Here is a 20950-nt window from a genome sequence, read left to right on the forward strand (position 1 = left end):
CCAGCAGTTGCTGTCCGTGCTGGACAACCGGGAGCCACCATTCCCCTGCAGAAACGCATAGAGCGACGCGTTTTCCCCGTTCGAGACGCCCGTGGACGTACCGCCGACGGTTACCCGCCGAGGAAGTCCTGACGGACCTGCGGATCGTTCAGCAGAGTCGTCCCCTCGTCCTCGTAGCGGTTCTTCCCGTCGACGAGCACGTAGCCGCGGTCACAGCGCCGGAGTGCCTCCTTGGCATTCTGCTCGACCATCAGCACGGCCGTGCCGGCGTCGTTGATGGCGTCGATACGGTCGAACATGTCCGCGACGAGGTCTGGCGCGAGCCCGGCGGAGGGCTCGTCGAGCAACAGCAGGTCGGGGTCGAGCATCAGCGCCCGACCCATCGCGAGCATCTGCTGTTGCCCACCCGAGAGCGTCCCGGCCTTCTGCGTCTGTCGCTCCTCCAGGATGGGGAAGCGATCGAACACCTCGTTCAGCGCGTCCTGTGGCACCTCGTCGAGGATGTACGCACCCATCTCGAGGTTCTCCCGGACCGACAACGAGCTGAACACGTTGTCGTTCTGCGGGACGTAGCCGAGACCGAGGTGGATGATGTCCTCGGGGCGCATCGCCGTGATATCCTTGTCGCCGAACTTCACTGTCCCGCCCATGTGGCTCGTCAGTCCGAAGACCGACTTCATGACCGTCGACTTGCCGGCCCCGTTCGGGCCGACGATGGTGACGTACTCCTCGTCGTTGACGTCGAGGTCCACGTCGGTCAGGATCTGCAGGTCGCCGTAGCCGGCGTCCAGGTCCCGTACCGAGAGCAGGCTGTCGTCGTAGAGGATGACGTCCTGGGCCGCACTCGTCGCCTGGGAGTCGCTCATACCTCACCACCCAGATAGGCCTCGATGACGTCCTCGTTGTTCCGTACTTCCTCCGGGGTCCCCTCGGTGAGGATGCGTCCCTGGTGCATGACGATGACTTTCTCGCAGTTCTGCATGATGAGGTCCATGTCGTGTTCGACGATGAGGAACGTGTAGCCCTGGTCGCGCAGCTCGTGGATGTGCTCCAGGAGCCGTTCCTCAAGCGACGGGTTGACGCCGGCGAACGGCTCGTCGAGCAGGAGCATCTGCGGATCGGTCAACAGCGCACGGGCCAGCTCCAGCAGCTTCCGCTGGCCGCCGGAGAGGTTCTCCGCGTACTCGTTCGCGAGGTGGTCGATGTCGAAGAACTCCAGAGTCTCCCACGCGCGTTCGAGTATCTCCTGCTCCTGCCGGTTCACGTCATTCCGGACGTAGGGCAGCACCGAGCGCCAGAGCGCCTCGCCGCGCTGGTGCTTCGGCGCGACCATCATGTTCTCCAGGACGGTCATCTCGCCGAGCTCGCGGGCGATCTGGAACGTCCGGACGAGGCCGCGGTCCGCGACCTCGAACGGTTCGAGTCCCGTGATGTCCTGTCCGTTGAACTCGACGCTGCCGCCGTCGGGCTTGTGGGTGCCGGTGATGCAGTTGAACGTGGTGGACTTCCCGGCCCCGTTCGGGCCGATGAGCCCGGTCATGCTTCCCTTCTCGATGTCGAACTCGACACCGTCGACGGCCGTGATACCGCCGAAGTGCTTCTCGAGTCCGCGGACCTTCAGTGGCACCTCGACGGTGTCACCGGCTCCGGAGAGCGCGTCGAGGGAGCGGCCTTCGGACTGCTCTACACCGGCGGTCGCGTCGGCGGTCTCGGGTTCGCTACTCATCGGTCTCACCTCCGTCGGTCGCGACGGTGTCACCGCCGCCCGAACGCTTGATCGGCCGGGTCAGCGGGATGCTGGACGCCGGCTCCTTCCGGTGGCCGAGCAGCCCGTCCGGACGCCGATGCATCAGCACGATGAGCACCACGCCCATCATGAACAGCTGGAGCTGCCTGATGCTGTCGAGCGTGTAGAGCAGGAACGGGACGACGTCACCGTTCGAGATCGGCAGCATCGCCTGCCCGAAGCTCGACGGGGCCGAGGGGTTGCCGAGCGCCGTCTCGATGACGTTCTTGAAGTACCGCGGCCCCTGGAACAGGAACGCCGCGAACACCGCACCGCCCATGACGCTGCCGGAGTTCGACCCGGCACCGCCGATGATGAGCGCGATCCAGATGTAGAACGTGATGCGCGGCCGGAACGTGTTCGGCGTGACCGAGCCCTGCGTGCCGAACCAGAGGATGCCGACCAGCCCCATCAGGGCACAGCCGACCACGAACGACTTGATCTTGAACATGTTCGTGTTCTTCCCGAGCGCGTTCGTCACGTCCTCGTCCTCGCGGATGGCCTTGAGCACCCGACCGAACGGGGAGTTCCCCGTCCGACGGACGAGCACGTAGAACCCGCCGAGGATGAGCAGCAAGACGGCGGAGTACGCGAAGTTGTCGACGACCGGCTTGGGGTTGTTCGGGATGAAGTTCGCCACGAAGTCGACGACTATGCCCAGGTAGACCTCGTTCCACAGCCAGGCCTGCTCGCCGAGTACGAGGTCGAAGGGGGCGCTGAGGGCCCGAATCAGGCTTTCGAGGGGGTCCCGGTAGTCGAGGATGACACCGTCACCGCCACCGAGACCGACGCGGTAGCCAGCGATATCCGTGCCGCTGAGCGTGTCGGACAGCAACGAGAACCGGACGATCTCGGAGAGCGCGATGGTGACGATTGCGAGGTAGTCCGCACGCAACCGGAGTGCCGGGAGCGCGGCGATCAGTCCGAGCAGCCCGGCCGCGACCATCCCGCCGATGATACCGACCCACAGCGGCAGGCCGAATCCACCGATCTCCGCCGCACTGGTCCCGGAGCCGAACACCGGCTTCGAGATGATGCCGGTCACGTAGACGCCGGTCGCCATGAACCCGACGATACCGATGTTGAACAGCCCCGTGTACCCCCAGTGCAGGTTCAACGCGAGCGAGGCCATCGCGAAGACCGCGATCCAGAACGTCAGCTGGCCGATCTGGTTCATCAGCCCCCGGAACGGGAAGCCGATGAACAGTCCGGCGAGCAGGTAGATGGCGTAGATGCCGACGAGCATCGTCAGCAGCATCAGACCGTCGTTCCGGAAGTCGATGCCCATCACTACCGCACGCTGTTCCTCCGCACTCTGTCCGTACTCACCCCCTGATTCGTCGTCGCTCATGCTGTAGACCTCCCTGCGAAGATGCCCTCAGGACGTACCACCAGGACGAGGATCATCACGGCGAACGCCGCCGCACGGGCGAAGCCGGACGGGATCCAGATCACCGCCGTCGAGGCGGTGAGCCCGATCACCAGGCCGCCCGCGATTGCGCCGTACACCGAGCCGATACCCCCGAGGATGACTGCCGCGAAGATCAGCAGCAGCAGCAACCAGCCGTCGTTCCAGCTGAGCGTCCCCTTCCAGAGCACGAACATGAAGCCGGAGACCCCCGTCAGGCCGCCGCCGATGATCCACGTCGCGCGGATGACGCGCTCGGTTGCGATGCCGGTGATGCGCGCCAGTGCTTCGTCGTCGGACATGGCCCGCATCGCCTTCCCCAGCTTCGTCCGCTGGAGCAGGATGTGGACGCCGAGCATCAGCCCACCGGCGACGATGACCAGCAGCGCGTCGTGTGCGGTGAACGCCACCGTCCCGTCGATGATGTAGGGACGGACGCCGGGGAGGGACCCGGTGTTGGTCGTCCCCCGGGTGCCCGAGTCGAACATGAACTGGATGAGATAACGGAGCGCGAACGCGACACCGATGCTCGTGATGAGCAACGGAATCCCGCCCGAGCCACGTATCGGTTTGAAAACGAACTTGTCGATGGCGAGCGCGAGCGCGATGGTGAACACGCCGGAGACGATGAGTCCGGCGAAGACGGCCAGCGGCGTCTCCACGGCGTTGATGCCGAGCGCACCGCCGAACACCGAGCCGCCGGCACCCACCAGCGCCAGCGAGCCGATGTTGGCCGCGGAGCCGAAGCCGCCCGCGATGAGGTACGTCGTGGCCCACCCCGAGAACGCCCCCGCTGTGATGTAATCACCGTGGGCGAAGTTCGCGAAGTTCAGAATACTGTACGTCATCGAGAGCCCGATGCCCGCCAACCCGATGACGAGCCCCCGGAACAGGCCGTCGAGAATCAGACCCAACACTCGCGCGATGGTGATGTTTCCGGTCGCGAGCTGTCTGAAGAGGTCGAGGACGAGCAGTGCTGCGAGTACCCCCAGCACTGCCGTCATCGGCTTCTCGACTACGAGGTTCCGGCCCCTATCGTACGTGCTTGATACACCCATGGATGTCCCTTACACACAATGCGGAACAAGGAGATAGATAAATCTTACCCGACCATCTCCCAGTTTCATCTCGCCGACCGCGTGCGATTGTTACCCAATAACACTCTGGTGCCTCCACATTTCAGTGCTCCACATCCACCAGTACGGGCCGCTGGCCAGAAACGACTCCACGGTGGGTCGAAGGGCTGGATGGACCCACAAAGAAAACTCTTTCACCGGGCCCCCCACACCTCGAACCATGCCGGTAGGGACCCTTGACGACCTCTCCGTCGCCGGGCGTCGAGTCGGGGTACGCGTCGACATCAACAGCCCGCTCGACAACGGGGCACTCGCCGACGACGCCAGGCTCCGGGCCCACGAGCAGACGCTCGCCGAGTTGCTCGAGGAGGACGCACGCGTCGCCGTCCTCGCCCACCAGGGCCGCCCCGGCGGCGACGAGTTCGAGACGCTCGCCGCCCACGCGGAGCGCCTCGACGAGCTGCTCGACGCGCCCGTCAGCTACGCCGACGCCAACCTCGGCTCGGCCGCCCGTGAGGCCGTCGAATCCCTCGAACCGGGGACCGCCGTCGTGCTCGAGAACACCCGGTTCTACGCCGAGGAGTACATGGAGTTCGAACCCGAGGTCGCCGGGCAGACCCACCTCGTCGAGGGGCTCGTCCCGGTCCTCGACGCGTTCGTCAACGACGCCTTCGCGGCCGCGCACCGCTCGCAACCCTCGCTCGTCGGGTTCCCCCAGCACCTCCCAAGCTACGCCGGACGGGTCATGGAATCGGAACTCGACGTGCTCGGCGACGTCGAGGCCACCGACCGACCGCGCGTCTACGTCCTCGGCGGCGCGAAGGTCTCGGACTCCATCGACGTGGCCTGGAACGTCCTCGAATCCGGACTCGCGGACCAGGTGCTCACCGCCGGCGTCGTCGGCAACGTGTTCCTCCTCGCCGACGGCGTCGACATCGGCGACGGCAGCGCCGACTTCATCTACGACAAGGGCTACTGGGACGAGATTGACCGCGCCGCCGACCTGCTCGACGCCCACGGCGACCGCATCCGCTTCCCGCAGGACGTGGCGGTCGAGCGAGACGGCGAACGACACGAGATCGGCCTGAACGCCCTGCCCGGGAAGGAAGGTGAGGCCGCGATGGACATCGGCTCCGAGACCCTGCGAATGTACAGGTCCGTGCTCGCGGACGCCGAGACGGTCATCCTCAACGGCCCCGCGGGCGTGTTCGAGGACCCGACGTTCGCGGTCGGGACGAAGGAGCTGTACCGCGCCGCCGCCGACGTCCCCTACAGCATCGTCGGCGGTGGCGACACGGCCGCCGCCATCAGACAGCTCGGCATCGACGGCTTCAGCCACCTCTCGACTGGCGGGGGTGCCTGCCTCCGTCTCCTCACCGGGCGCGACCTCCCCGCCGTTGAGGCGTTGCGCACCGGCTACGATGGCGATTGAACGGGCCACGCTGGACGAGCTCGACACCGTGGTGGACCTGTGGGTCGACCTCGCCACGGAGCAGGGCCCCCACGGCGCACACGTCCGACCGGCCGAGAACCGCACCACGATGCGCGAGCGGCTCGCACGCCACGTCGTCGACGGCTCCGTGCTCGTCGACCGCGTCGACGACGACGTCGTCGGCTTCGTCTCCTTCGAACGCACCGACCCGGACATGAGCGTCGACACCGAGCGCGGACTCGTGAGCAACCTCTACGTCGCCCCCGACTACCGAGGCGCGGGCCGCGGTGCCGCCCTGCTCGACGCCGCCGAGGCCGAACTGCGCGAACGCGGCGTCGACGTGGTCCAGCTCGAGGTCATGGCCAGCAACACACGCGCACGGTCGTTCTACTCGGAGCAGGGCTACGCCGAGCATCGCTCCGTCCTCGAAAAACGCGTCGGAGTCGAAAGCCATACTAAGCCCAACGACCACGACTGAGTTGCGGACCGTGCCAAGGGAGCATGGGCGGTGCATGCACTCGACTTGTAATCGAGACTTCGTGGGTTCAAATCCCACCCTTGGCTTCCTGCTGCGAACGAAGTGAGCAGCGGAAGCCACAGGTGTGGATTTGAACCAGGGAGCGGAACGAAGTGCAGCGACGGTGGGTCGACCTCGTCGTCGCCAGATTGGTCATCGCTGTCACCGATTCGGGGGACGATTCAAGTGACGCGTTATCGTATCTGGAGGTATGTCAGATGCCGACCCGCGAGATGCCATCCGGGAGTTCGAGTACGACGGCTCGTCGTTCAAGATGGCGGACCTCACGGTCCTCGAAGAACAGGGGCTCTGCGAGCTCGACAGCCTCCCGGTCAGTATCCGTGTGCTCCTCGAATCCGTCCTCCGGAACGTGGACGGCGACACCATCACCGCGGCGGACGTACGGAACGTCGCGTCGTGGCAGCCGGACGTCCCGGACGTCGAGCTGCCGTTCACGCCGTCCCGGGTGGTGCTGCAGGACCTCACCGGCGTCCCGGCGGTGGTCGACCTCGCGGCGCTTCGCTCGGCCGTCGACCGGCAGGGGCGTGACCCGGGCATCGTCGAGCCGGAGGTCCCCATCGACCTGGTCATCGACCACAGCGTGCAGGTCGACTTCTTCGGCTCCGAGGACGCCTACGAACGGAACGTCGAACTGGAGTACGAGCGGAACGGTGAGCGCTACCGGGCGCTGAAGTGGGCACAGCAGGCGTTCGACGACTTCCGGGTCGTCCCGCCGGGGACCGGCATCGTCCACCAGGTGAACCTCGAGTACCTGGGGCAGGTCGTCCACGCCCGGGAGCAGGACGGCGAGGAGTGGCTCCTGCCGGACACGCTGGTCGGGACGGACAGCCACACGCCGATGATCGGGGGCATCGGGGTCGTCGGCTGGGGCGTGGGCGGCATCGAGGCCGAGGCGGCGATGCTCGGCCAGCCGATCACGATGAAGCTCCCGGAGGTGGTCGGGGTCCGGCTCACGGGCGAGCTGCCGGAGGGGGCGACCGCCACCGACCTCGTGTTGCACGTCACCGAGAAGCTCCGCGGCGTCGGTGTCGTCGACCGGTTCGTCGAGTTCTTCGGGCCGGGCGTCTCGAACCTCACCGTGCCGGACCGGGCGACCATCGCGAACATGGCACCCGAGCAGGGCTCGACCATCAGCATGTTCCCGGTCGACGAGGCGACGCTGGACTACCTCGAACTGACGGGACGGGACGAGGAGCACATCGAGCTCGTCCGCGAGTACCTCGACGCACAGGGGCTGTTCGGCGAGCAGGACCCCGAGTACTCCGAGACGGTCGAGCTCGACCTGTCCTCCATCACGCCCAGCCTCGCCGGCCCGAAGCGCCCGCAGGACCGCGTCGAGATGCCCGAGATGAAGTCGCACTTCCGGAAGCTCGTCCACGGCGAGTTCGCGGGCGAGCTCGAGGACATCGACGAGGACGCACTCTCGCGCTGGCTGGAGGAGGCGAGCGTCGCGGACGACCGCCCCGACGCCGACATCCCGACGCCGGACGTCGGCCAGCTGACCAAGCAGGTCGAGGTGGACGTCGGCGGGGAGACGACCGAGATCGGCCACGGGAGCGTCGTCGTCAGCGCAATCACGAGCTGTACGAACACGTCGAACCCGTCCGTGATGCTGGCCGCGGGGCTGCTCGCGAGGAACGCCGTCGAACGGGGCCTCGACGTGCCAGCGTACGTGAAGACCAGCCTCGCGCCGGGCAGCCGCGTGGTCACCGAGTACCTCGAGGCGTCGGGGCTGCTCCCGTACCTCGAGGAGCTCGGCTACAACGTCGTCGGCTACGGCTGCACGACCTGCATCGGGAACGCCGGGCCGCTCCCGGAGCCGATCGAGCGCGCCATCGACGCCGAGGACCTCTGGACGACGAGCGTCCTCTCCGGCAACCGGAACTTCGAGGCGCGAATCCATCCCAAGGTGCGTGCGAACTACCTCGCCAGCCCGCCGCTGGTCGTCGCCTACGGGCTCGCGGGCCGGATGGACATCGACCTCGAGCACGACCCGCTCGGGACCGACGCCGACGGCGAGCCGGTGTACCTGGCCGACCTCTGGCCGGACGCCGACGAGATTCACGCGGCAGTCCACGACAGCGTCGACTCCTCGATGTTCGAGGAGAAGTACGCCGAGGTGTTCGAGGGCGACGAGCGCTGGGAGGGCCTCGACGCGCCGACCGGTGCGGTGTACGGATGGGACGACTCGTCGACGTACATCCGCGAGCCGCCGTTCTTCAAGGAGTTCCCGCTGGAGGAGCCCGGTGTCTCGGACGTCGAGGACGCCCGGACGCTCATGCTGCTGGGCGACACCGTCACGACCGACCACATCAGCCCGGCCGGCCCGTTCAGTCGCGAGCAGCCCGCCGGCGAGTGGCTCGTGGACCAGGGCGTCGAGCCACAGGACTTCAACACGTACGGGGCCCGTCGCGGGAACCACGAGGTGATGATGCGCGGCACGTTCGCGAACGTCCGCATCGAGAACGAGATGCTCGACGACGTCGAGGGGGGCTACACCATCCACCAGCCGACGGGCGAGCAGACGACCGTCTTCGAGGCGAGCCAACGGTACCGCGACGCCGAGACGCCGCTGGTCGTCTTCGCCGGCGAGGAGCTCGGCACCGGTTCCAGCCGAGACTGGGCCGCGAAGGGGACGGACCTGCTCGGTGTGCGGGCGACCATCGCGGAGAGCTACGAACGCATCTTCCGCGACAACCTGGTCGGGATGGGCGTCCTGCCGCTGCAGTTCGCCGAGGGTGACTCCTGGGAGTCGCTCGGACTGGACGGCTCTGAGACGGTCTCGATCCAGGGGCTGGACGACGGACTGGCAGTCGGCGACGAGCTCACCGTCGTCGCCGAGTGGGCCGACGGGTCGACCGTCGAGTTCCCGGTCACCGCCCAGGTCAGTACGCCCGCCGCGGTCCGATACGTGGAGAACGGTGGTATCCTCCACCTCGTCCTCCGTCGGCTGCTCACGGAGTCGTAGGGAGCGAGTCCCGGGCCGCGCTACCCGATGGTGTCGTACTCGTCGTCGAAGAGGTCGTCGTCGTACTCGTCGTCGGACTGCTCGGCCGTCGCGGCCGCCTCGCGGTGGTCGACGTAGAAGGCGATGAGGTAGGTCCGGGTGAACGCGCCGACGATTCCTGCGGTGAGGATGGTCATCGCGACGACGATGCCGAGTTCGGTGGCCGAGAGCTTCGCGTAGATGTTCTGGAAGGTCTCGGGCTCCAGCGCCTCCGTGTTCTGGAGATCGACGCCGATGCTGCTCACCACGAAGTACGCCGTGAGGAGGGAGGTCAGCACGCTCGGGGTCCAGCGGACGACGGTGAACCCGATGGTGCTGAGGAGGTTCCCGCGGACGAAGCGGTAGCTCTCCTTGAGACTGTCGAGGACGTCGGCGTCGTCGACGACGATGGCGGCCTCGTAGAACTGGAGGAAGACGACGGTCGCGAGGTAGAGGACGAACAGCGCGAGGCCGACGAGCCCAGGGAGGATGAGCGCGACGGGGCTGACACCGCCCTGGAGACCGGTCAGGCCGACCGTGAGCGCGGTGACGAACAGCAGGACGAGGATGCCGACGAATGCCACCACGAACACGACCAGCGCGAAGAAGATGGCCGCGACGAGCAGCGAGACGTAGTTCTCCCGTCCGGCGCGCCAGAAGGTGCCGAACGAGGTGGTCCCGTCGAGGCCCTCCTCGGCCATCCCGTAGATGCCGCCGATGAGGAACGGGACGACGACGACGGTGACGAGGTTGAACAGGGAAGCGACGAAGGGGAGCCCGGTCCACTGGAGGAGTATCTGTGGCAGCTGCACGACGGCGAAGGCGGTGGCGGCGACGAACAGGATGGGGTTCCGCGCCAGCGTCGAACCGGCGTGTTTCGCCGATGAGATTGCGCCCATACCGGTTCCGGCGGGTCGGGAGCGCATAAATCATGTCTTACGCATGTGAGGAAAACGGACCGAAACCGTCGTGGCCGCGCCGGCCGTCGGTGGGCGCATGCGAGTGAGCGTCATCGGCGGGAGCAGCGTCTCGGACGCAACGTACGAGCAGGCCGTCTCGGTGGGTCGACTGTTCGCGGAGCGCGGCCACACGGTCGTCTGTGGCGGACTGGGTGGTGTGATGCGCGGTGTCTGTGAAGGCGCGAGCGAGGCCGGCGGGCGGACCGTCGGCATCCTCCCCGGCGAGGACACCACCGCGGCGAACGAGTTCGTCGAGGTTCCCCTCGCGACGGGGCTGGGCCACGCCCGGAACGCACTCGTGGTGATGAACGGCGACGCGGTCGTCGCCATCGACGGCGGCCCGGGGACGCTCACGGAACTCGGCTTCGCCAGCGTCTACGACCGACCGGTCGCGGGACTCGGCACGCACGACGTGCCGGGCGTGAGACAGGTTGACAGTCCGGCGGCCGCGGTCGCCTACGTCGAAGACCGTGTGTGATGCTACCGGGTGACGAAAGCGACTGTTGTAGTTATAGGTGCGTTTATTGACAGTCCGGGGGTAGGGAGCAGTGTCGGCACTGGACCCGCCCACTCTGACCGAAACCCGACGGAGGTGTTGCCCGACGCCTCCAGACCCCACTGCCGACAGTTTTCGGACGACTACTCCTCGAAGACCCGTGCGTGTAGCCCGTCGGTGACCACGTCCATGAGCGTCTGGAGGTTCCGGGCGTCGTCGCGGTTGTACCGGACCAGCGTGTCGAGCGCCTCGTCGCTGCCGCGCTCGTACTCGTGCCAGAGCCTGACCGCGTCCCGGCCGGTGATGTCCGGCTCGTCGCGGGCGATGCCGACCTCCTTCTCGATGCTCTTGAGGCCGCCGGAGAGACCGAGGCGCTTGCAGGGGTACATGAGGTCGACGTGCGGCACGTCGATGTCGACGTCGAACGAGGTCTCGAGGAACGGCACGTCGAAGCGTGCCCCGTTGAACGTCGCGACGAGCGCCGCGTCGTCGAACTGCTCGCGGAGCGCGCCCGCGGTCAGGTCGTCACCCTGGACGAGCGTGGTCGTCTCGCCGCCCCGGTGGAAGGAGACCGTCGTCACGTCGTCGCGCTCCTGCGAGAGACCGGTCGTCTCGATGTCGAAGAAGCAGGTGTCCTCGCGGAAGTTCTCGTAGAACCGCCAGCGCTCGCTGCCCGGGAACTGCTCGTCGAAGAAGCGCGTGTCGCCCGCATCGAGCCGACCGGTCGCCGTCTCGATGAACGACTCGATGCGGTCGGCCGTCGTCGGCCCGACCACCGAACCGTCGAACTCGTCCCAGTGCGTGATACCGGCGCGCCAGAGGTCGCGTTCCGTCTGCTCGCCGACGCCCCGGACCGGAATGAAGCTGTTCTCGATTCGCACGCTCGTACCTCGGTCAGGCGAGTAGAAAAGCTGTCGTTCTCCGCGGGCCTCAACGGTTCTCGAACGCCTCGATGCGCTCGCGCCACTCGTCGGGGACCGGTCTGGACTCCTTCGTCTCGGGGTCGTAGGCGACCTGCACTGTCTCGGCGGTCGCCGCGACCGCCCCCGAGGCACGCACCTCGTAGGCGAAGTGGATGGTGGAGGTGCCGATGTCGGTCACCCAGATGGCGACCTCGACGTCGTCTTCGAGTGTGATGGGCCGCTCGAAGTCGATCTCGAGGTGCGCGAGGACGCTCTCCAGGGACTCCGGTGTCCCGAGCACCTCGGGGAGGTACTCGACGCGGGCCGCCTCGAGGTAGGAGGAGTAGATGGCGTTGTTCACGTGGCCCAGCAGGTCGACGTCGTTGTACCGGACGTCGATATCGACGGTGAAGGGATGTTCGCGCATACCCACCGTCGCCGCCCGACGCACCTTCGTCTTGTGGTAGCGGCCAGGCTTCGGGTGTGGCCAGCTGTCGGGTGGAAACGATACCTCGCTGCTCACTCCTCGCCCCGGGCGAGGTACAGCGTCCGGTCGGTGATCTGGATGAGCGCGTCGGCCCAGTCGTCGAGCGAGTCGCCGGTCGCACCGGGTATCTTGAGCACCACGATGCCGTCGTCGTCGACGGTCAGCTCGGCGTGCCCGCTCTCGTCCCGGTCGAGGTAGTTCCGGAACTGGTACCGGAGCAGCTGCTCGCTCGCACCGGAGAGCTCGACGCCACCGTCGGGTACCAGTTCCAGCGTCGCGACCTCGCTCTCGGCGCTGGCGGTGAGACCGTACGTCTCACCCGACAGCGGGAACGTGTAGTCGGTGTCGTCGAGCTCGTCGGCACCCTGCTGCAGCGGCAGCGAGCTCACGTCCGGCGAGATGCTCGTCCCGCCGACCTCCTGCGTGAGCGTCGTCAGTTCCTGCTCGACGAGGTCGCCGACACCCATCGGTTCGTCCGCGGTGGTGCCCAGTTGCGCCTCGGTCCTGTCCCCGCCCTCGAGTTCGGCGTCCTCGCTCCCGAGCACGTCCTCGTCGACAGCGCCATCGGCGGGCTCGACCGTCGCCTCCGTGTCCCGCAGGACCGCGGCGGCGGCGGTCTCCGCATCGGCGTCGGGGTCGAGTTGATCGAGGACTGAGGGGTCGACGTCCCCCTCGTCGTCTGCCTCGCGGGCCGTCTCAGCCGTCCCCTCGTCGACCGCCTGCTCATCGTCGCCCCCCGACTCGGCGTCCGCCTCGCCAGCACCCACGAGGTCGTCCATCCCGACCGACTCGTCGTCGAACTCGGAGAGCGGGGGCGCGGCCGCCGCTTCGGCGTCGTCGTCGGCCGCCTCTTCGTCGGCTCCCTCGTCGTCGGCCACCTCGTCGTCGACCGCCTCGTCGTCGGTGCCGCCTTCAGTGGTCTCCGCGATGGCACCGGTCGACCGCGGGTGTGACTCGAACCGGGTCGCGTACCACGGTTCCTCTGCGGTGGTCGCGAACCGGCCGTCCGTCTCGTCGGCGCTCGGTTCCGTGAACAGGTCGCGTGACGGCCCGAGCCCGTGGTTCGTCCGCGCGTCGTGCCCGAAGGTCCGGAGCGCCTCGGTCGCGGAGTCGTCCGGTACGATGGCTCCGTCGGCGGGCTCGTCGTCGTCGAACAGCTGAGCGACCGAACCGTCCAGTTGCTCGCCGTCATCCTCGTCGACGGTGCCAGCTACGTCGCCGGAGACGTCCGCCCCAGTCGCGCCCGCCTCGGCGTCGGCTGGCGAGCCCTCGCCGTCGTCCGCTACGCTTGGCTCGTCGTCATCGGACAGGCCGCCCTCCGTCAGTCCCTCCTCCTCGGCGGTCCCGTCGTCGTCTCCGTCCGTCGCGCCGGCGTCGTCCGCCGCTTCCGCTTCCTCGACATCGGCGGCGTCGTCGCTCCCGGTAGAGTCCTCGTCGGTCGCCGCCCGGGGCGTCGTCTCCTCGTCCTCCACGGCCTCGTCCGCTAGCTCGGCCGCCTCCCCGTCGCTCTCGGGCGCTTCGTCCTCGGCGTCCGCCGCGTCGACTGCGTCTCCCTCGCCGTCCGCAGGCTCGCCGTCACCCGTGGTCGAATCCGCGTCCGCCCCGTCGCTCGACTGGTCGGCTGGCCCGTCCGGGTCGAACTCGTCGACACCGACGCTGCGTGCGTCGACGCCGTCGGCCGTTCTGGCGGCTCCTCCGGCCGTCGTACCGGCGGCGGCCGGCGAGGCACCCGCCGGTGCGTCTGCGTCGGAGCCACTTCGGCCGTTCCGGCCGTTCGCCAGCTGCACCTGGCCGACGACGCCCTCCGGCGATGGCCGTGCCGCCTGCAGACCGCCGATGGTCGACTGGCCGCCCGATACCGTCGGCGTTCCGACACCGGGGGCGACGACGTTCGGGGTCGCCGCCCGTGCCGCGCCGGAACGGGACTGACGGTCCGCAACTGCTCCGTGCCCATCGGCGGTGGCACCGCTTCGACCGGTCCGGCCCTGTTCTCCGTGCATGCTGTCGTGGATCCGGGTCAGTGTCCCGTTTATCGTGTCCAGATCCGAATCCACGTCGTCCTCGAGCGAATCGATCTTCTCCGCGACGTCACGCAGCGCCAGCGCGACGTCCCACATGACGACCACGCCGAGGAAGACGAGCATCAGGAGGATGGTCACTGCGACGCCGGCGAGCATTTCTATGCCTACTTGGACCATGGGTGAGTCTCCTGTTCGCGTACGCACGGTCGGGGTATGAGGGTTCGTTCGATATCGAACGGTGAGTCGTGTCTCGATTCGTCCGACAGCGACGGTATCGGCGTGTCGGTGCCCGCGCCGCCACGGTCGTGCGAGGGACCCGACAACCCGACGAACGGTTAAACGTGGTCCGTCCGTAGCGGTGGTATGAGCGACGCAGCAGAGTCGAAAGACGACGGCACCGACGGCAGTCCGACGAACACCACCGAACCAGTCCACGTCGAGAGCCAGGAGCACCTCCAGACGCTACTGGCCGACGAGGACGTGGTGCTCGTCGACTTCTACGCCGACTGGTGTGGCCCGTGCCAGATGCTCGAACCCGTGGTCGCGGAGATCGCGGTCGAGACGGACGCCACCGTCGCGAAGGTCGACATCGACGAGCTGCAGGGGCTCGCACAGGAGAACGGTATCCGCGGTGTCCCGACGCTCCTGCTGTACGCCGACGGCGAGCTCGTCGAACGGATGGTCGGCGTGCAGGAGAAGTCCTCGCTCGTCGGTCTCATCGAACAGCACGGCTGAGCGGTCGGTCGACGGTCGCGCGGACGCGCGGACGCTCACAGAATCAGATCTCGATCCAGCCGCTCTCGGCGTCCCGGTCCCGGAGATGCCAGCGCTGTTCGAGACGTTCCTCGTCGCCGTCTTCCGTCCGTCTGACCTCGACGACGGCGTCGAACAGCGGTTCGAGCAGGCGTACGTAGTCGCTGTCGCGGTCCAGCGGCAGGTGGAAGTGCCCCATCCCGTCGGCCTGTCTGGTCCGCGAGGTGACCATGTGGAGCAGGCGGAACACGTTCTGTGACTTGTGCTCCTGGAGGAGCGGTGTCACCGAGTCGAAGCAGAGCCGGAGTTCGGCCGGCTCGAGCTCGTGGTCGGCCTCCATCTCGTCGACGGCATCGATGATGGACGTCCCGAGCGTGCTCAGCAGCTGCGGGCCGACCACGGTCTCCTCGATGTCGTCCGGGACGCCCTTCGGGCTCGCGGAGACACCGGCCTCGTTCTCCTGACTGAGGATGCGCGTCGTGCCCTGGTGGTCCGTCGACGGTCCCTGTCCGCACGTCTCAGTTCCCGTGGTGTAGACGTAGAGGCGCTGTCTTGGCTCGCCGCTGTCCCCCATGAGCCTGGAACAGGCCGCACGGTGGGCCGTCGCGCTCGTCCGTCCGACCAGAAGGATGCTGCTGCCTTCGCGCTTGAGTGCCGAGAGCGTCTGGGCGAAGGTAGTGCTCCCCGGTACCCCCCCACCGTGGTCGGTACGCATTCTTTCGTCGAATTAGAAACAGGATGCAATAAATATTGTGGCTATTGGTTTACTATAATAACGTGTTACACCCGGTGAAACCGAGTTCGGAGAGGAACGAGAACCCACGGAGGGTCCGGTGGCGCATGGTTTTTGTCGGCTACGCGATAACGGTACGGTATGAGCGATTCCAGCGACGACGACATCGCCACCGACGCCAAGGAGCTGGCGAGGGAGCTCCGGGCGCTCCGGGAGCAGCTGGACGAGCAGCGCCGTCGGCCGCCGACGGGGCCGATGGGCATTCCCCGTCCGCCCACCCCGCGCGAGTTCATGGAGTTCGCCGACGAGGTTGCCATCCCCGCCACCATCGCCATCCTGGAGACGAACATCCGACTGCTCGAGGCGCTCCAGCGCGCCATCAGGCTGGCAGACAGTGGTCGTCGTGCGGGTGAACGTGGCCGCGATGCCGGTGGTCGCGCGCGCTCGACCGCCGAGACCGTCAGTCGCGAGACGCTCTCGCGGGCCTCCGACGCGCTCGCGGACCTCCAGTCCGTCCTCGAGGGGACCGAGCTGCCGGAGAACGAGTCCGCACGGAGCATCCTGACCGAGGCGCAGGACCTCCGCCGTGAGATTCAGGAGCAGCTGACGGCGAGCCGGACCCAGGACCGCACCCTCGACGAGTTCGAGGAGGCCGATGCCGGGTCGGGCAGTGAGGGGACCGACATCGACGTGGTGGAGGGCGGAGCGGCGGCGGAGGGCGAGGCTGCAGCGGAGGACGAACCGGTGACCATCGACGTGGACGCCGAGCTGGAGACGCTGAAACAGCAGTACGAGGACGGTCGCGACGGTGCTGGCGACGGGCAGGGCGAGTCTGACGGCGAGCCGGGCGAGACTGGCGACGAACCGGGCGAGACTGGCGACGAACCGGGCGAGACTGGCGGCGGGCCCGGCGAGAGTTCGGGCGACGACCACGGGGTTGCCGGCGACGACGACGAGTAGTCGCAGCGGTGGTAAACTACGAGCAGTCGCAGCGGCGATAGAAGTGGATTCTGCGGTCGCAGGTCGACGCGAGTAAGGAATTCTTACCTGGTCGAAGCGGTGTCGACTCGGGTCGAAGCGATATCGAGACGGGTTCGAGCACCTAGACGGGTTCGAACCGGTAGCCGTCCCAGTCCTGGCTCTCGGGCTCCCTGATACCGGCGTCGGGGTCGCGCAGCTCCCCGACGTACACCGGTCGGACCGTGTCACCGGTCTCCACGTCGGCGGTCGTCAGCTGCCCGATGGCCCGGACGGACTCGCCGTCGACGTCGAACTCGACGATCGCGAGCGCGTTGGGCTGGCGGACACCCGGCGGGGTCGCCGTGGAGTTGGTCCAGGTGACGACCTCGGCCTCGTACTCGCTCAGGTCCACGGTACCGACCGGTTCGCTGCCGTTCGGGCCGATAGGGTGGCCCGGGTAGGTGATGCTGCCGTCGTCGTACCGGTAGGCCTCCATCGTCATTCTGCTGCCTCCATGATGGTGGTGATGACGCAGTTCCCGAACCCGCCGACGTTGCACGCGAGGCCGACATCGGCGTCGACCTGGCGGTCGCCCGCCTCGCCGACGAGCTGTGCGTAGATCTCGTAGCCCTGTGCGACGCCGCTCGCCCCGAGCGGGTGGCCCTTCGACTTGAGGCCGCCCGAGGTGTTGATCGGAAGTTCGCCGTCCATCTCCGTCTCGCCGGCCTCGACGCGCTCCCACGCTCTGCCGGGTTCGGCGAAGCCGAGGCCCTCCATCTGGAGGAACTCGAGGATGGTGAACATGTCGTGGAGCTCGGCGACGTCGACGTCCTCGGGCTCCAGTCCGGCCATCTCGAACGCCTGCTCGCCAGAGTCGACGACGCCGCCCATCACTGTCGGGTCCTCGCGCTCGTGGACGACCTGGGTGTCGGTCGCGCCCGCGACGCCGGTCACGACGGCGTAGTCGTCGGTGTACTGCTCGGCGACCGACTCCGGACAGAACATGAGCGCCGCGCTCCCGTCGGTGATGGGACAGAAGTCGTACAGCCGGAGCGGGTCGGCGACGATGGGCGACTCCATCACCGTCTCCACGTCGACCTCCTTGCGGAACTGGGCGTGCGGGTTGTCGAGTCCGTTCCTGTGGTTCTTCACGGCGACCTTCGCCAGCGACTCCCGCGGCGCGTCGTACCGTTCGAGGTAGTGTCGCGCGGTGAGCCCGGCGAAACTCGGCAGGGTGACGCCGTGTTTGTACTCCACCGGGTGCGTGATGGAGGCGATGACGTCGGTCGCCTCGCCGGTGGTCTGGTGAGTCATCTTCTCGCCACCGACGAGCAGGGTCATCTCGGACGCGCCGGAGGCGACGGACTGCCACGCGGCGTAGATTCCCGCGCCGCCGGACGAGGAGGTCTGGTCGACCCGCTGGCTGTACGCCGGCATGGCGTCGAGGTCGTGCGCCAGCGCGTTCATGATCCCCGTCTGTCCCTCGAACTCCCCGCTTGCCATGTTCGAGACGTACAGGTGCTCGACCTCGTCGGGGGCGACCCCGGCGTCGTCGAGGCAGGCCTCTCCCGCCTCGGCGAGCAGGTCCATCACCCACGACTCCCGCTGTCCGAACTTGGTCATCGAGGCACCGATGACTGCTACACGGTCCATGCGCGACTCCACTCGCGGCATCGGTTTAGTTATTCCCGTCACTACCTCCTCTTGCGCCGCGACGTGCTCGCCTCCGCTGGCAGCAAGGGTGACCGGCGCGACGGCGGGTGCCTCGCCACCGCAGCGCCGTCCCACGGTCTATCCCCCCACCCTTGCAAGTGAAGCGGGCTCACCGACCCACGCACCCCCACCACCGTTGCGAGTGAACACCGACATCGCTCCAGCGACCTTCCGCGGTGGTTGCAGGAGGAGAGAGACACCACCGTTGCAAGTGAAGCGGGTCGAGGGTAGGGGCGGGACGTGACACAGAGACACCACCGCTGCGAGTGAAACCGGAAACGGGTGGGGGAGGGGGTCGACCGTCGAGTTCCCTGACCTTGTCCACCACCCCGCGTGTTCTGACCCATCAACGCCTCTACCCCGAATTTTCACTTGCATCGGTGGTGGGTGTGCCCCTCGGCGACAGTCGGCCGTCACCACCCACCCAACAACTGTCACTGCTTCACCAGAAACCGTGGTGTGTTCCCCCTACTAGGTACCCCTTCCTTCCTAGCTTCACTTGCAACAGTGGTGTCTGTGAGGGTGTGGGTTTCGTCCACGTTCCACACGATACGTGACTGCGACCGTGAACGACCGTGACGGTTCACACGAAACACTTGAATCACTTGCAAAGGAGGTTCTTTTATACCCGGAGTCATACCGGAAGGGTATGCGCCGGTTCGAGCGCAAGCGCGCCATCTTCGCAAACAAGGACGCTCTTCGGGAGAGCTACCAGCCCGACAGTATCGAAGAGCGGGACGAGGAGATCGAGGCGTACATGGACGCGCTCCAACCGGTCGTCGACGGCTGGGAACCCAACAACGTCTTCCTCTACGGGAACACCGGCGTCGGCAAGACCGCTGTCACCGAGTATCTGCTGTCCCTGCTGCAGGACGACGTCGAGGAGTACGACGACGTGGACCTCTCGGTCGTCTCGCTCAACTGCAAGCCGCTCTCGTCATCGTACCAGGTCGCGGTCGAACTCGTCAACGAGCTCCGTCCCGACGGTGGAGAGATCTCGACGACGGGGTACCCCCAGCAGACCGTCTTCAACAAGCTCTACGAGGAACTCGACGAGGTCGGCGGCACCATCCTGCTCGTCCTCGACGAGATCGACGCCATCGGCGAGCGCGACGAACTGCTCTACGAGCTCCCCCGCGCCCGGTCGAAGGGCGACCTGGAGGACGCGAAGGTCGGCATCATCGGCATCTCGAACGACTTCAAGTTCCGCGACCAGCTCGACCCGCGCGTGCAGGACACGCTCTGCGAGCGCGAGCTCCAGTTCCCGCCGTACAACGCACAGGAGCTGACGAACATCCTCTCCTCGCGTGCGGAGATCGCGCTCCGCGAGGACACCTACGACGAGGCCGTCGTCCGGCTCTGTGCCGCCCTCGCCGCGAAGGACCGTGGCTCGGCACGGCAGGCGCTCGACCTGCTCCTGCTCGCGGCCGAACAGGCCGAGAACGGCGACGACGACCACGTCTCCGAGCGACACGTCGAGGCCGCCCGGCACGAGCTGGAGCGCGAACGCGTCGAGGAGGGCATCCGCCAGCTCACCCAGCACGGTCACCTCGCCCTGCTCGCGGTGGTCTCCATCGCCGCCGAGGGCGACACCCCCGGCCGGAGCCGGGCCATCTACGACCGCTACCTGGACATCTGCGACGGCTACGGCGTCGACAGCCTCGCGCAGCGGTCGGTCCACAACCACCTCTCGGACCTGCGGATGCTCGGCATCCTCACCGCCCGGGAGAACCGCTCCGGCTCGCGCGGGAACTTCTACTCCTACGAGCTCGACGTTCCCCTCGAATCCGCGCTCACCGCGCTGGAGGACGAACTCGACATGCAGCAGCGGTTCTCCGACCTGCGGACCGTCGCGACGATGAACGAGGTCCGCTGAGTCGCCCCGCCCGCAGTCGACACCACACCCTCGCTGTTCCAAACGCATTTCTCCCCGGGGACAGACCACCGTTTCATGTCGTCGTCACCGGACCGAGACGGCCGTGAACCCACGGAGGTCCCCACGCAACCGGACGACGGTGCGTACGAGCCCCCGACGAGAGCGGGCTACCGCGCCGGGACGCCATTTCGCTACTCGGCGCTGACGCTCACCCTGCTCTCGGTCGTCGTCAGCCCCGTCGCGCTGGTGGCCTTCGCCTGGCTGGCGACCACGACCACAGGCTTCGAAACCGCGTTCCCGTTCGTCGTCTTCGAGGAGACCACCGAGGGGTTCACGCTCGCGCTCGACACCGTCAGCTTCGGCACGGTGTTCATCGTCGCGCTCGTCGGCACCGTCGTCCTCCACGAGCTGGTCCACGGACTCGTCTTCCGGCTGCTCGGCTTCGACGTCTCGTTCGGTGTCGCCCCCAGGCTCGGCGCGTTCTACACGGCCATCTTCGAGCAGTTCCAGACCCGACGCCAGCTCGCCATCGCCGTGGTCGCCCCGCTCGTCGTCCTGACTCCCATCGGCGTCCTTCTGCTCCTGATTCCGGGGCCACACGTCCCGTTCGTCTGGTTCGGGCTCGTCCTGAACACCGGCGGTGCCGTCGGCGACCTGTTCGTCGTCTGGCGGCTGCGCCAGCTCCCACCCGGAACCCTGTTCTACGACGTGGACGCCTACACCTCCTACGTCTACGAGCCGGAGTGACTGCGTCGGGACCAGGTGACGCTACGAGCCGGAGTGACTGCGTCGGGACCAGGTGACGGGCGATCCTCGCGCGAGAA

General features: G+C 67.3%; 19 protein-coding genes and 1 tRNA gene. 9 read left to right on the forward strand and 11 right to left on the reverse strand.

Annotated features, from left to right (window positions below):
* Nucleotides 1-110: 110 nt before the first annotated feature.
* From NOW55_RS05855 to NOW55_RS05870, 4 genes are read right to left on the reverse strand one after another with little or no spacing between them, the layout of a single operon-like run.
* Nucleotides 111-866: an ABC transporter ATP-binding protein gene (locus NOW55_RS05855; RefSeq protein ID WP_256399152.1), complete on the reverse strand. Its 756-nt coding sequence runs from the start codon at nucleotides 864-866 to the stop codon at nucleotides 111-113.
* The gene (locus NOW55_RS05860; protein WP_256399153.1) at nucleotides 863-1726 is read right to left on the reverse strand and encodes an ABC transporter ATP-binding protein; all 864 of its coding nucleotides are present in this window, start codon (nucleotides 1724-1726) and stop codon (nucleotides 863-865) included. The genes NOW55_RS05855 and NOW55_RS05860 overlap by 4 nt, the downstream gene beginning before the upstream one ends.
* Nucleotides 1719-3074 (reverse strand): branched-chain amino acid ABC transporter permease, encoded by a 1356-nt coding sequence (locus NOW55_RS05865; protein ID WP_390293323.1) that lies wholly within the window; start codon nucleotides 3072-3074, stop codon nucleotides 1719-1721. The genes NOW55_RS05860 and NOW55_RS05865 overlap by 8 nt, the downstream gene beginning before the upstream one ends.
* 59 nt (nucleotides 3075-3133) lie before the next feature.
* Nucleotides 3134-4252 (reverse strand): branched-chain amino acid ABC transporter permease, encoded by a 1119-nt coding sequence (locus NOW55_RS05870; protein ID WP_256399155.1) that lies wholly within the window; start codon nucleotides 4250-4252, stop codon nucleotides 3134-3136.
* A 238-nt stretch (nucleotides 4253-4490) separates the two neighbouring features.
* On the opposite strand from NOW55_RS05870, the gene NOW55_RS05875 reads away from it, so the two are divergent.
* From NOW55_RS05875 to acnA, 4 genes are all read left to right on the forward strand, one after another.
* On the forward strand, nucleotides 4491-5702 hold the full coding sequence (locus tag NOW55_RS05875) for a phosphoglycerate kinase (protein ID WP_256399156.1): 1212 nt from the start codon (nucleotides 4491-4493) through the stop codon (nucleotides 5700-5702).
* Complete coding sequence (locus NOW55_RS05880; protein WP_256399157.1) at nucleotides 5692-6180, forward strand: GNAT family N-acetyltransferase; 489 nt, start codon at nucleotides 5692-5694, stop codon at nucleotides 6178-6180. The genes NOW55_RS05875 and NOW55_RS05880 overlap by 11 nt, the downstream gene beginning before the upstream one ends.
* A 12-nt stretch (nucleotides 6181-6192) precedes the next feature.
* Nucleotides 6193-6266, forward strand: a tRNA-Thr gene (locus tag NOW55_RS05885).
* A gap of 164 nt (nucleotides 6267-6430) precedes the next feature.
* Entirely contained in the window at nucleotides 6431-9208 is a 2778-nt protein-coding gene (gene acnA, locus NOW55_RS05890) for an aconitate hydratase AcnA (RefSeq protein ID WP_256399158.1), read from the forward strand.
* Nucleotides 9209-9228: 20 nt separating this feature from the next.
* Here acnA and NOW55_RS05895 read toward each other — a convergent pair whose 3' ends face one another.
* Nucleotides 9229-10125, reverse strand: coding sequence for a DUF7847 domain-containing protein (locus tag NOW55_RS05895; protein WP_256399159.1), 897 nt, complete (start codon nucleotides 10123-10125; stop codon nucleotides 9229-9231).
* 97 nt (nucleotides 10126-10222) lie between these two features.
* Here NOW55_RS05895 and NOW55_RS05900 point away from each other — a divergent pair, with 97 nt between their 5' ends.
* A complete protein-coding gene (locus NOW55_RS05900; RefSeq protein WP_256399160.1) occupies nucleotides 10223-10663 on the forward strand; it encodes a TIGR00725 family protein in 441 nt (146 codons plus the stop codon).
* Nucleotides 10664-10824: 161 nt separating this feature from the next.
* On the opposite strand, the gene NOW55_RS05905 is transcribed toward NOW55_RS05900, so the two are convergent.
* From NOW55_RS05905 to NOW55_RS05915, 3 genes are all read right to left on the reverse strand, one after another.
* Complete coding sequence (locus NOW55_RS05905) at nucleotides 10825-11562, reverse strand: ribonuclease H-like domain-containing protein (protein WP_256399161.1); 738 nt, start codon at nucleotides 11560-11562, stop codon at nucleotides 10825-10827.
* Nucleotides 11563-11611: 49 nt separating this feature from the next.
* Nucleotides 11612-12010, reverse strand: a complete 399-nt coding sequence (locus NOW55_RS05910; RefSeq protein ID WP_256399162.1) for an acyl-CoA thioesterase — start codon at nucleotides 12008-12010, stop codon at nucleotides 11612-11614.
* Nucleotides 12011-12102: 92 nt separating this feature from the next.
* Nucleotides 12103-14268: a hypothetical protein gene (locus tag NOW55_RS05915; RefSeq protein WP_256399163.1), complete on the reverse strand. Its 2166-nt coding sequence runs from the start codon at nucleotides 14266-14268 to the stop codon at nucleotides 12103-12105.
* A 186-nt stretch (nucleotides 14269-14454) separates the two neighbouring features.
* Between NOW55_RS05915 and trxA the strand changes: the two genes are divergently transcribed.
* A complete protein-coding gene (gene trxA, locus NOW55_RS05920; protein WP_256399164.1) occupies nucleotides 14455-14826 on the forward strand; it encodes a thioredoxin in 372 nt (123 codons plus the stop codon).
* A 43-nt stretch (nucleotides 14827-14869) separates the two neighbouring features.
* On the opposite strand, the gene NOW55_RS05925 is transcribed toward trxA, so the two are convergent.
* Nucleotides 14870-15559: a DUF7504 family protein gene (locus NOW55_RS05925; protein WP_256399165.1), complete on the reverse strand. Its 690-nt coding sequence runs from the start codon at nucleotides 15557-15559 to the stop codon at nucleotides 14870-14872.
* Nucleotides 15560-15718: 159 nt separating this feature from the next.
* Here NOW55_RS05925 and NOW55_RS05930 point away from each other — a divergent pair, with 159 nt between their 5' ends.
* A complete protein-coding gene (locus NOW55_RS05930) occupies nucleotides 15719-16537 on the forward strand; it encodes a DUF7547 family protein (RefSeq protein WP_256399166.1) in 819 nt (272 codons plus the stop codon).
* A 142-nt stretch (nucleotides 16538-16679) separates the two neighbouring features.
* On the opposite strand, the gene NOW55_RS05935 is transcribed toward NOW55_RS05930, so the two are convergent.
* Entirely contained in the window at nucleotides 16680-17039 is a 360-nt protein-coding gene (locus NOW55_RS05935) for a PhlB family protein (protein WP_256399167.1), read from the reverse strand.
* Nucleotides 17036-18190: a thiolase family protein gene (locus NOW55_RS05940; RefSeq protein ID WP_256399168.1), complete on the reverse strand. Its 1155-nt coding sequence runs from the start codon at nucleotides 18188-18190 to the stop codon at nucleotides 17036-17038. The genes NOW55_RS05935 and NOW55_RS05940 overlap by 4 nt, the downstream gene beginning before the upstream one ends.
* A gap of 709 nt (nucleotides 18191-18899) precedes the next feature.
* Here NOW55_RS05940 and NOW55_RS05945 point away from each other — a divergent pair.
* Nucleotides 18900-20126 carry an orc1/cdc6 family replication initiation protein gene (locus NOW55_RS05945; RefSeq protein WP_256399169.1) on the forward strand — a complete coding sequence of 409 codons (1227 nt, stop codon included), beginning with the start codon at nucleotides 18900-18902 and terminating at the stop codon, nucleotides 20124-20126.
* Between the two features lie 75 nt (nucleotides 20127-20201).
* A complete protein-coding gene (locus tag NOW55_RS05950) occupies nucleotides 20202-20873 on the forward strand; it encodes a DUF3267 domain-containing protein (RefSeq protein ID WP_256399170.1) in 672 nt (223 codons plus the stop codon).
* The last annotated feature ends 77 nt before the right edge of the window (nucleotides 20874-20950 follow it).

This window comes from Haloarchaeobius litoreus (assembly GCF_024495425.1).
GTDB lineage: Archaea > Halobacteriota > Halobacteria > Halobacteriales > Natrialbaceae > Haloarchaeobius > Haloarchaeobius litoreus.